Below are 10,885 nucleotides of genomic sequence, written 5' to 3'. Positions count from 1 at the left end.
AAAACACCTAAAGCAGACTTGATATCTACTTTAAGTGTTCCATTTTCAGACCTATCAGTCCGATTTGACAAAGAGCCATTAATTGTTGGATGGCAGCCACCACCAATTGTGGTTGCTCCCAGTGCAGGTAATGATAAGTCCCTCCCGTTAGAACTTGCGATTTAGCGTTAGCCGTTTGATATTCAGAGCGTTTCATTTCAGCTGCACGATATTCTTCTGTTAAAAGGATACTGGCTAAATCTTGAGGTAAAGTTAAGTCCGTAGCCGTCCAAGGAATACCAGCCATTAAGCCTTGCATCCGCCGACTGTCTGCTTCCGTTAAACGAGCAACGCTTTTTTGATACGTTTGCCAAATTTGTTGATGTTGAGCGGCGGAAAATTCTTTTTGGCTGTGATCCTTTAGCCATTTTTCAAAATCGACAGGGGTCCATGTTGCATCTTGGGCGGCAGCTTTTAGATAAGCTGGTTCTTACGGCGGATTGACGACCACTTCCCGAGTAGTCGGTTCAATCCCCACAAAGCCAATTAAGTGTTCAATCTGGGGAGCCATCAATAAAGCATAAATGCCCCCAATACTATGAGCTACAAGAATGACCGGCGATTTTTCTTCATTGGACTCATTGATTAGGGTGGCAATCGTCGTGGCTTCTTCAGTCACCGTGTAATCTTTGGCAGGTACGCTGCTATATCCGGAATTTAGGTAGTCAATAGCAAAAATCCCCAAATTTGTGGGTAAGGCGCTGATGACTTGGATAAAAGTTTCCGCGGTATCAAATTGCCCCATGCCGCTTAAAAAGACGATGAGAGGCGCAGATGCCGCTGGTTAGCGCCAACTAATCTTAAAGGTTCCTAAAGAGGTAGTACTCTGTTTTGTTTCTAGCATAAAAAGAACTCCTGTGTTTCACGTGTTGGCGTTATTTTACGCCTTTTTAGCACTTAAATCCACTAAAATAGGACGCTTAACAAGTTGCCAAACGCTAACAATACCCCAACACAAAAGCATTAGCCAAAGTGCAGGATAAAAATAAGCGGGGGGCTGATAGGTGACAACGAGCTTATTAGCGCCGACTTGTGGTGTAACTAGCACTGCACCTAGGGGCGTTAAATGGTAATCTTTAGCCCTTAGCTTTTGGCCATTCAAAGTCAGTTGGGTATCTTGGTACTTGATGATGGGCACTTGCAGCGTTTCTTTGGAGCTAGCTTGCCACGTTACTACAAGTTGGTGTTGCTGAACTTCTTTAGTGAACGCCTGTTCTTTCTTTAAAATCGTCTCCGCGTATTCATCGTAGGAATTTTGGGGTAACTCTTGATAAACAGGCAAATAATCTGGTGTGGCTTTTTCTACCAGTTGTAAGGTTTTCGTGCGGTCACGGTCATAAAAACTATCTTTGATTTCATTGCTACTTAAAGGCACTACTTTAGCATGGGGTCCAAGTGCCATATAATTGGTGACGTGGTTCCAACGTTGGAGCATTTGCGTGGTCATGAAGCTAAAGCCAACAAGACCAATAAGTGCTACCACGCCTAGCACCAGATGCGGCCATTTTTTAGCAACGACTCTTTGTAAGGTTAAGCCCACCGCTCCTAAGAGCAAGACTGTTGCCGGAATGACAAAACGAAACGGAAATTGAATGGTCTCAACAATAGTAAATTTGTGTTGCACCAACCAACGCCAAGGAACAACGTTAGTGGCAAACAAAAAGAAAGCGAAGGCGCTAAAGGTGAAGAGTTTAACCCCGGTTTTTAATTTTTTCCACCAATGGAAGGTGAGAACGCCTTGCAAAATAATTAATAGGGCGATAGCAGGCGGATCAATAATCCAATAATAAGAATTTTTATCTAACGTGCTAGTATACATATGACGATTTTTAAAGGGGGGTAGAATTTCGTTGACCTGGTAAACACTAAGGAAAGTCAGCCAAATATTTATGGTTAAGACAAAGAAAATTAAAATACTAAAAGCTAAATTTTTTACTAGTTGTTTTTTATCACTAGTTTGGCAAAAGGCATAAATAAAAAATGGTACATAAATGGCAGCCAGCATGACACTAGATAGCAAGTGAGTTTGAAACATTAAGGCCATTAAAGCGCCTAGTGTTAGGGGCTGAATATTTTTCTTTTGCAACATATCCACAACCGGGAGTAGACATAAAGGCATTAAAGCTGCCCCCCAACTAGAGAAACCTTGGCGGGTCACCCAATAATTTACCGGGTAGCTCGTCATAAAAATAATACTCAAGGAACTCTGAAAACTAGGACTGATTTTTAACTTTCGCAATAAAGCGTACATGGATAAGCCAGCCAATAAATGAATCACCAAGTTTGCCAACACTTGATAGCTAAACCAAGAAGAACTCATTAAAACTAACAGGCCATGAAAGTAAGCCACCAAAGGGCCATACAAAGCATTAACGATGCGCCCTGAACTTTGAAAGCCGTACATGGTGATAAAATATTGAAAGTTCCCTGTTTTAATTTGTTCAGCGGTATCGTAAAAGCGGTTAAAATGGAAGACAGCATCAGAACCCACAATCATGTTGCCTGTGATCAGCTGTGGTAATGCTAATAGTAAAGCCGCCAAGGTAATCAGAACTATCGGATTTTTAATGAAGTTTCCTAAATTTGTTAATCGTTTCATTATGCACTCCTTCTTAACGTACTCCAATATACCAATCTAGCGGATATTTTCCTGAGTGTCTAGGGAAAAATGAAGTAAAGCGCTTTAATCACACTATTTTTAAGATTATTGTAAAGGATGGCCTAACGCCTTTCTTTTTTAGCAACTTTTGGTAAAGTGGAGGAGAAGTTTGAAAAAGGAGTTGGGAAATATGGCTGCAGGGCATTCAGGGACACCAAACAGTCGCAAAGCGCGGAATCAAGATAAATATCGACGCTTAAATCCCCAAGATTATCCGCGGGGAACCGATAGTAGGACGAATCATTATCAAGACGATGACGCGCAAAATTATGAAACAGATTACCAACAAGGAACTAGGGGGGATTATCCACCAACAGGTCAAGGCGACTACTCAAGCCAAAGACCAGGGTATCGCCAACAAGTACCACCACGAGCTCCCCGAAATTCTGGTGGCGGGGGTAATAATTATCACGGGGGCGCTCGCCCGCCGCAAAAGCCGAGACCAGCTAAAGTGCGGCGTAAAAAACGTCATCATTTTTTACGGAACCTTTTCTTGCTTATTCTTTTGTTACTAGGCTTAGGCGTCTGGCAATATTTCCGTGGCGTTAGCGTGGCGAAAAAAGATTTGGCTAATGAAAATGTACCAACGGAAACCTTTAATGGGGCAAAGGCTGCAGATGGTAGCACGAATATTTTGCTGATTGGTTCTGATCAACGGCCGCAAGCCAACGATGCTTCCAGAGCGGACACGATTATGATTTTGCATTTAGGGAAAGGTCAAAGCAAACCGAAATTGCTTTCTATTATGCGGGATACGTATGTTACTATTCCAGGTCACGACAATAATAAAATTAATGCCGCCTATGCTTATGGCGGGGCCGAACTGTTACGGCAAACGATTGAAGCAAATTTTGGTATTACGTTGCGTTACTACATTCGTGTGGATTTTGAATCCTTCGAGCAAGTGATTGATCAGCTTTATCCTAAGGGGGTTGCCATTGATGCCGAGAAAAATCTCGATTTAGACGGGGTGACGATTACCGCTGGCCAACAAAAAATGACGGGGCACACCCTCTTACAATACGCGCGTTTCCGTCACGATGAAGAAGGGGACTTTGGTCGGATTCGCCGTCAACAACAGGTGATTAATGCTTTAATCCAGCAAGCAAAAAATCCCATGACCCTCATTCATCTACCTAAGGCGATGGGGGCGGCTATGACCTATACCTCCACCAACTTACCGAAGACCTTTGCACTAGGTCAAGGCATTAGTTATCTCTTTAAAGGAGCCAAAGGGGTTGACCGTTTATCGGTACCAGTGGAAAATAGTTGGAGTTATGGCAATTATGCTTCAGCTGGTAGTGTTATTGAGATTAACTTTGAGACCAATAAACAAGCCATTACCAACTTTTTTGCCCAATAGAAAATAGCTCGCTAGTTATTTTCTCTAGCGAGCTTTTATGCTATGATAGGTACCATACCAATGAAGGAGGAGCGTACATTTTGAAAATTGCAATTGTGGCAGACTCGACGGCCTTTATCCCCCCGGCGCTGAAAACGCATCCTAATCTGCGTTTATTAGACATTCCCGTCATGCTTGCCGAAAAAACTTTCTTAGAAGGTGTTGAAGAAAGTGTTGCGGCGTTTTATCAAGAAATGGCCGTAAGTTCTGAATTTCCCAAAACTAGCCAGCCTTCCGTTGGCGAAATGATTACCACGTTTGAGAATTTAAAAAAAGATGGCTTTCAACAAGTGATTAGCATTCATTTATCTTCTGGTATTTCCGGCACAGTAAGCACGGTAACCAGTATTAAAGACGAAATTCCCGGTTTAGAAATTATTCCTTTTGATTCCTTAATTACGAGTGTACCCATGGGACATATGGTGCGCCAAGCCTTGGCTGATGTAGATGCCGGCAAAAGTGTTGCCGAAATTATCGCCCATTTAGAAATGATTCGCCAAGAAAACCACGCCTTTATTGTGGTGGATAATTTGAACCAATTAGTCAAAGGTGGCCGCTTAACTAATGGGGTGGCTTTAATCGGCGGCTTGTTAAAAATCAAACCAGTCCTCACCTTTACCAAAGAAGACGGCAAGATTGTTGTTCACGAAAAGATTCGAACTTCCAAAAAAGCTTTGGCCCGCGTCGAGGATTTACTTTTAGCCAAAGCGCAAGCAGATCCTGATTTCACTTTCTTTATTATTCACGCCAATGCTAAAGCAGAAGCGGAAGAAGAAAAAGCTCGTCTCTTAGCTGAAAACCCAGCAATGAACATCGAAATTGCTTTCTTTGGTCCCGTGATTGGCGCTCATTTAGGAGAAAAAGCGTTAGGCTTTGGTTGGGTGAAAAGTAAATAATAGCTAAAACAACGCCACCGCCCAATTGGGTAGTCGCGTTGTTTTCTTTATTCAGCTGGAGAAATCCAAGTGTTAAATTCGGCGCTGTCGTAAATCGCTTCTAAAAGCCGGACAGTCGCCGCAGCATCGCCACCTGACGCAAGTACTGTCTCTTCACCCTGACAGCTAGCTACAAAGTTAGCCAGCATCAAGGGATAACTTGCTTCTTTTGTAGCGTGATAATGAAAGACTTCTTGGTGGATGCCTTGCGGTTTGTGAGCTGGTTGCGGACTTGCTTCTTGATTATTGTAGGTCAAGGTCACTTCTTGCGGCGTGACCACCATTTTACCCGTGGTCCCCGTAATCGTTAAGGTGTCTTCCGGGTAAGGCTCGGTGACGGAAAGGACTAAGCTACCAAAATGTTGTGGGCTAAAGTCTAACAAAACTTCGGCGGCTTCTTCCACTTCAATCTGCCGTCTAACGCCAATACGCAACAAGCTAGCTACGCGACTGGGTTGACCTAACAGCCAACGATAAAGATCTAGTTGATGGTTCCCCTGATTCAGTAAAACACCGCCACCTTCAGCGTCTTTAGTGCCCCGCCACGCATTTTGTTGGTAATAGCTATCAGTGCGATACATGGTAGTGACCACCCAGTGGCTTCGCTGAATGGTACCTAAGACGTTTTCTGCCAACAGTTCTTTGGCTTTTTGATAGCTAGGCATAAAACGTTGATTGTAACCTACCGCAAAAACTTTGCCACTTTTTTCAGCTTGATGCACTAATTCTTCTGCCTCTAAGGCGTGTAAGACAAGGGGCTTTTCTACAAAAAGATGCTTGTGGGCCTTTAAAACATCGCGGGCGATTGCATAATGCGTCGGGTGGGGCGTTAAAACGAGTATCGCTTGAAGCTCGTTATCTGCCAGCATTTGCCGATAATCCGTATAAAGGTCGTAGGTGGTACCGAACTCGTCTTTGAGCTTAGCGTAACTGGCCTCACTTTGAACGGCTAGCGCTTTGACACTGACGTCAGACTTTTCTTTTAAGAGGTCTAAATATTTACGACCAATCATGCCAACACCAATCAAACCAACTGTGAGCATCGCTTCACTTCCTTAAACTTTATTTGTTATTTCTAGTATAGCAAACTTAGTGTATACTAGCGCTATAGAAAGAAGGTTAAAGGATGAAAATTATCCCTTACGAAGAAAAATATTTAAATAGTTGGTTGCGCTGTCGCTTGTTATCCGGCTACGGCACCGCTGAACAATATAACGGTTTAAAGACGACCAAAGACAGTTATCCGGAAAATCCGACGATTGACCTCATTTGTGTCAATGACCAAGATGAAGTGGTGGGCTTGCAACAAACTGTGTTGGATACGCCAGCCAATAAAGAAACGATGTATCAAGGATTATCTCAGCAAGGTGCTTATTTTATGGAAAATTATGTGCATCCTGATTATCAAAGACAAGGGATTGCTACAGCGCTTTTTCAACAAACATGTCAATTAGCCAAAGACGCCGGCGTTTCTTGGTTAGAAATTTGGACTTGCGGCGATGAAGCGGCCAATCATTTTTATCAAAAAGCAGGAGCTCAGCCCATCTATCACTATTGGCAAGTCCAAGGCTATAGTAATCCTTGGCCGCAAAACCAATGTCAGTATGATGAAAATGGTTTTTTGCGGGAAGTTTTACGAGAGGGACAACACTTTCCTTATCTACAAGAAATCACCAATTATCAAGTATATCGAGAAGAAGATTTACAAGCGCTAGAGGTGGTGAAACAAAATAAAGTGACCTGCTACCTCTTAAAATTGGCCGAAAACGCAAGTTCCATTTGACAAATTTTTCTTTCATGCTATCATAAGACACATATTAAACGATGAAGGAACGCAGTAGTGGATCTTCCTCTAGTCCAGAAAGCTGACGGATGCTGCGAGTCAGACGATGAGGTGAAGCGAAGTACATTCTGGAGTTTTGCTTTTAAAGCACGCGGCAGCGTTAGATGCTTGAGGCAGGTTTAACCTGTAAATTTTGGGTGGTACCACGAAAAATTTCGTCCCTGAGCGTTATGCTCAGGGCTTTTTTTATTTTAAGGAGGAAAGAAAATGGATATTTTAACAGATTTAACTTGGCGCGGCGCCATTAACCAACAAACTGACGCTGATGGCTTAGCAAAATGGATTGAAGAACAAAAGAGTATTTCATTGTACTGCGGGGTGGATGCTACTGGCGACAGTATGCATATTGGCCACTTGATTCCTTTTATGATTATGAAACGTTTCCAATTAGCTGGACACCATCCTTACATTTTAATTGGTGGGGCTACCGGCGCTATCGGGGATCCTTCTGGTCGCAACTCGGAACGGACTTTGCAAACGATGGAAGACGTCAACCGTAATGCGGCTAGTTTAACGAGTCAAATGAAAAAATTATTTGGTAAAGATGCCAACGTTACGATGGTAAATAATTACGATTGGTTATCAAAAATTTCTTTATTAGACTTTTTGCGAGACTTTGGGAAAAACTTTAACGTCAATACGATGCTGGCTAAAGATGTGGTGGCCAGTCGTTTAGAAGTGGGGATTTCTTACACGGAATTCACCTACCAAATTTTACAATCCATCGACTTTTTACACTTGCATAAGCACCATCACGTTTCTTTACAAATTGGTGGTTCGGACCAATGGGGCAATATTACCGCCGGCACCGATTTAATTCGTAAAGTTTTAGGGAGCGAAGAAAAAGTCTTTGGCCTAACGATTCCTTTAATGCTGAAAGCTGATGGCACCAAATTCGGGAAAACTGCTGGGGGTGCAGTGTGGTTAGACGCCGAAAAAACATCACCTTTTGAATTTTACCAATTTTGGTTAAATCAAGATGACCGCGATGTGGTGAAATACTTAAAATACTTCACTTTCTTAGACAAAGAAGAAATCGACGCCTTAGAACAAGAAGTGGCTACCCAACCGGAAAAACGAGTAGCACAACGACGGTTAGCAGAAGAAGTAACCCGCTTTGTTCATAGTGACGAAGATTTAGCGGAAGCACAAAAAATTACTGCAGCCTTGTTTACTGGCGCTATTCAAGACTTAACGGCTAGTGAAATCAAACAAGCTTTTGGCAAAATGCCAACTGTTGACATTACCGCCGAACCTACTAACGTGGTAGAACTATTAGTTGCCACTAAAATTGAAGCCTCTAAACGCCAAGCGCGGGAAGATGTGACCAACGGGGCCATCACCATTAACGGTGAGCGAGTAACCGATGTGGCAGCGCTAATTGATCCTAGCGCCCACTTTGATGGTGAATTTGTCGTAATTCGCCGAGGCAAGAAAAAATATTTCTTAGGGAAAGTACAATAATAAAGTGCGATTATCTTGACTTGGACTGAGAGACTGCTAGTTTCTCAGTCTTTTTCTTTTTTGCTGTATCAGCTCGTCCATGGTGGAAAAGTCGCGGAGGAGGATCTGGTTGGCAGCGATTTGATAGCGACAGTCTTCTTCAATTTCTTTGGTTCGTTTAGCTAGTACACTTAAATCGTCAAATTGATAGGTACTTAATAAATCTTTGGTTTTAAGTTTTATTTGTAAGTCTTCTTCCAAAGAAGTTTGTAAGGCGCAGGCAGAAATAAAAGCTAAAGGATAATTTTTGTTTGTTGCACAAAAATAGATTTTATTAAATGTTGAAATGAGTTCTTGAAACCAATCGGCAGCAGCAAGATAGTCACTGCTACTTGCTGAAGCTGCCACACGGTCTTGCCTCACAGCCGCAGATGTTGCGGTAACTTGTTGCAGTTGCTCTTCTTTTAATCCCAGAAATTGCCGCGTGTTGAAGAAAATTTCTTGGCAATCTGCTTTGATTTTAGCTGGATTGTTTTCCTTAATAATGCTTTGGTAAGTTACGAGGAAGTTTTGGGGCAATTTGGGCATTTTTTTTAAGTCTATGAACTGTTCTTTTAACCCTTTGCGAAAATAAGTTTGATTTTCGTAAGCACAAACTTCCGCTATTGACATCAATAGCTGTCCGGCAAATTTGCGAATAGCACTAAGTTCGTGTGCTTGGAGGAGTTGAAAGAATATTTCTTTAGCGCTTGTCAAACGCGCCAGCGCGCGATGATGCATATACGTTCTATCTGTAAGGTGAGCTGTCATTTGTTGTTGTAAATGGAGAAATTTTCTTTTTTCGGCAGAAGAGTGAGCAAATAAAATTTGCACATCCCCAACTAACGGTGAGAGGTTGTCCTCAAAATCGGCAATCCGCGTTAACCGTTCCCAAGTCATGCCAAAAAAATCATAACCAATGTCGGCTAGGATAAATGTTTCTCCAAGTTGGTAGCCTCTTTTGGTGCGGGGGATAAAATATAAATCAACATCTGAATAAGAATTAGCGGTCCCATTTAACGCAGAGCCATACAAGAGCAACAGGGCGATATCCTCGTGAAAATCTTCAGTGATGCGCTTTAAAACGTAGTCCGTAATTTCGTTATTTTTAGTCATGATATGTTCCTCGCAAATTTTAATTTTTCTTGGAGCTAAGTCTATGAAATGAGATAATAAAAAGCTTGAATTGTTACTCCATCATTATACGAAACAAGTCATTTTCCGACAACTGTATTGAGGAGAGCCGTTATGAGTTATCGCTAGCAAAAGACATAGACTTTAGCTAGATGTAACATCATATCTTTTTTTGCTGATTTTCAAAAACGCTTTCTTTTTGACAAAAAAATCGCGACAGCGCACAATGAAGGGGTAGTAAAGTGCCTAAAAAGAAGGAGGAACAAGAAACATGACAGTAAAAGTAGGAATTAATGGTTTTGGTCGCATTGGTCGCTTGGCTTTTCGGCGCATTAAAGAGGTATCTGATGATATTGAAGTAGTGGCAATTAACGATTTAACTAGTCCTAGTATGTTAGCTCATCTCTTGCAGTTTGACTCCACCCACGGAACGTATCCTGGTACGGTTACCGCTACCGAAGATAGCATCGTCGTAGATGGCCATGAAACACGGGTTTATGCTGAACCTGATGCTAGTAAAATTCCTTGGGTCAAAGAAAATGGTGTCGACATCGTTTTAGAGTGTACCGGTTTTTATACTTCGGAACAAAAAGCCCAAGCCCATCTGGATGCCGGCGTGAAACGTGTCGTGATTTCTGCGCCTGCTGGTCCCATGAAAACGATTGTTTATAACGTCAACGATGATACTTTAAATGCTGACGATAAAATTATTTCTGCCGGCTCTTGTACCACCAACTGTTTAGCACCATTAGCTTACTTCTTGCATCAAGAGTTTGGGATTGAAGTAGGAACCATGACTACCGTCCATGCCTACACGTCCACGCAAATGCTCTTAGATGGTCCTGTGCGGGGTGGGAACTTACGAGCTGCCCGTTCAGCAGCAGATAATACTATTCCGCATTCCACTGGTGCCGCTAAAGCAATCGGTTTAGTCATTCCCGAATTACAAGGGAAGCTGCAAGGGCATGCGCAACGGGTACCGGTGGTAGATGGCTCCTTAACCGAATTAGTAGCGATTTTGAAAAAGAAAGTAACTGCAGATGAAGTGAACGAAGCAATCAAGAAACATACGGTAGATAATCCATCCTTTGGCTATGATGATCGCCAAATTGTTTCTGGTGACGTTATTGGTACAACAGAAGGTTCAATTTTTGACCCAACCCAAACCGAAGTAACGACAGCCGGCGACTTCCAATTAGTGAAGACGGTAGCTTGGTACGATAACGAGTACGGATTCACGTGCCAAATGATTCGTTTATTGGAGAAATTTGCTAACTTATAAGCAATAGTAAAGAAGTGACGATAACAGTCGTCGCTTCTTTTGTTTGCCCGGCATGGGCAAACTCTCATGGGTTCAAGTCCCTAGCGTGTCCTCATAACGGAAAACGTTA

The 10,885-nt window shown here is 42.4% G+C and carries 10 protein-coding genes; 5 read left to right on the top strand and 5 right to left on the bottom strand.

Annotation, left to right across the window (positions count from 1 at the left end):
- Positions 1 to 25 precede the first annotated feature (25 nt).
- The 3 genes from FFM57_RS09445 to FFM57_RS09435 form a co-directional block, all read right to left on the bottom strand.
- On the bottom strand, positions 26 to 298 hold the full coding sequence (locus FFM57_RS09445) for a hypothetical protein (protein ID WP_137600273.1): 273 nt from the start codon (positions 296 to 298) through the stop codon (positions 26 to 28).
- 171 nt (positions 299 to 469) lie between these two features.
- Positions 470 to 802 carry an alpha/beta fold hydrolase gene (locus FFM57_RS09440; RefSeq protein WP_281275745.1) on the bottom strand — a complete coding sequence of 111 codons (333 nt, stop codon included), beginning with the start codon at positions 800 to 802 and terminating at the stop codon, positions 470 to 472.
- A gap of 117 nt (positions 803 to 919) precedes the next feature.
- Positions 920 to 2,638, bottom strand: coding sequence for a putative glycosyltransferase family protein (locus FFM57_RS09435; protein WP_137600271.1), 1,719 nt, complete (start codon positions 2,636 to 2,638; stop codon positions 920 to 922).
- A 190-nt stretch (positions 2,639 to 2,828) separates the two neighbouring features.
- On the opposite strand from FFM57_RS09435, the gene FFM57_RS09430 reads away from it, so the two are divergent.
- Both FFM57_RS09430 and FFM57_RS09425 read left to right on the top strand, forming a co-directional pair.
- A complete protein-coding gene (locus tag FFM57_RS09430; protein ID WP_137600270.1) occupies positions 2,829 to 4,061 on the top strand; it encodes an LCP family protein in 1,233 nt (410 codons plus the stop codon).
- An 80-nt stretch (positions 4,062 to 4,141) separates the two neighbouring features.
- Entirely contained in the window at positions 4,142 to 4,996 is an 855-nt protein-coding gene (locus FFM57_RS09425; protein ID WP_137600269.1) for a DegV family protein, read from the top strand.
- A 47-nt stretch (positions 4,997 to 5,043) separates the two neighbouring features.
- On the opposite strand, the gene FFM57_RS09420 is transcribed toward FFM57_RS09425, so the two are convergent.
- Entirely contained in the window at positions 5,044 to 6,078 is a 1,035-nt protein-coding gene (locus FFM57_RS09420) for a Gfo/Idh/MocA family protein (protein ID WP_137600268.1), read from the bottom strand.
- A gap of 83 nt (positions 6,079 to 6,161) precedes the next feature.
- Here FFM57_RS09420 and FFM57_RS09415 point away from each other — a divergent pair, with 83 nt between their 5' ends.
- Together FFM57_RS09415 and tyrS are read left to right on the top strand one after the other, a co-directional pair.
- On the top strand, positions 6,162 to 6,818 hold the full coding sequence (locus tag FFM57_RS09415) for a GNAT family N-acetyltransferase (RefSeq protein ID WP_137600267.1): 657 nt from the start codon (positions 6,162 to 6,164) through the stop codon (positions 6,816 to 6,818).
- 267 nt (positions 6,819 to 7,085) lie between these two features.
- Positions 7,086 to 8,342 (top strand): tyrosine--tRNA ligase, encoded by a 1,257-nt coding sequence (tyrS, locus tag FFM57_RS09410; RefSeq protein WP_137600266.1) that lies wholly within the window; start codon positions 7,086 to 7,088, stop codon positions 8,340 to 8,342.
- Positions 8,343 to 8,378: 36 nt separating this feature from the next.
- Here the strand turns inward: tyrS and FFM57_RS09405 are convergent, their stop codons facing one another.
- On the bottom strand, positions 8,379 to 9,476 hold the full coding sequence (locus FFM57_RS09405; protein WP_137600265.1) for a nucleotidyltransferase domain-containing protein: 1,098 nt from the start codon (positions 9,474 to 9,476) through the stop codon (positions 8,379 to 8,381).
- A gap of 289 nt (positions 9,477 to 9,765) precedes the next feature.
- Between FFM57_RS09405 and gap the strand changes: the two genes are divergently transcribed.
- The gene (gene gap / locus FFM57_RS09400) at positions 9,766 to 10,776 is read left to right on the top strand and encodes a type I glyceraldehyde-3-phosphate dehydrogenase (protein WP_137600264.1); all 1,011 of its coding nucleotides are present in this window, start codon (positions 9,766 to 9,768) and stop codon (positions 10,774 to 10,776) included.
- Positions 10,777 to 10,885 lie beyond the last annotated feature (109 nt).

It is taken from the genome of Enterococcus nangangensis (assembly GCF_005405245.1).
Taxonomy (GTDB): domain Bacteria; phylum Bacillota; class Bacilli; order Lactobacillales; family Enterococcaceae; genus Enterococcus_J; species Enterococcus_J nangangensis.
Note: the sequence above shows the minus strand (reverse complement) of the source record. Positions and strands in the feature narration are given on the sequence as shown.

Bases quoted from the DNA above. Each gene is read 5' to 3' on its own strand.
- FFM57_RS09435 (WP_137600271.1), bottom strand. From the start codon at position 2,638: ATGAAACGATTAACAAATTTAGGAAACTTCATTAAAAATCCGATAGTT.
- tyrS (WP_137600266.1), top strand. From the start codon at position 7,086: ATGGATATTTTAACAGATTTAACTTGGCGCGGCGCCATTAACCAACAA.
- FFM57_RS09415 (WP_137600267.1), top strand. From the start codon at position 6,162: ATGAAAATTATCCCTTACGAAGAAAAATATTTAAATAGTTGGTTGCGC.
- gap (WP_137600264.1), top strand. From the start codon at position 9,766: ATGACAGTAAAAGTAGGAATTAATGGTTTTGGTCGCATTGGTCGCTTG.
- FFM57_RS09405 (WP_137600265.1), bottom strand. From the start codon at position 9,476: ATGACTAAAAATAACGAAATTACGGACTACGTTTTAAAGCGCATCACT.
- FFM57_RS09445 (WP_137600273.1), bottom strand. From the start codon at position 298: ATGCAAGGCTTAATGGCTGGTATTCCTTGGACGGCTACGGACTTAACT.
- FFM57_RS09420 (WP_137600268.1), bottom strand. From the start codon at position 6,078: ATGCTCACAGTTGGTTTGATTGGTGTTGGCATGATTGGTCGTAAATAT.
- FFM57_RS09430 (WP_137600270.1), top strand. From the start codon at position 2,829: ATGGCTGCAGGGCATTCAGGGACACCAAACAGTCGCAAAGCGCGGAAT.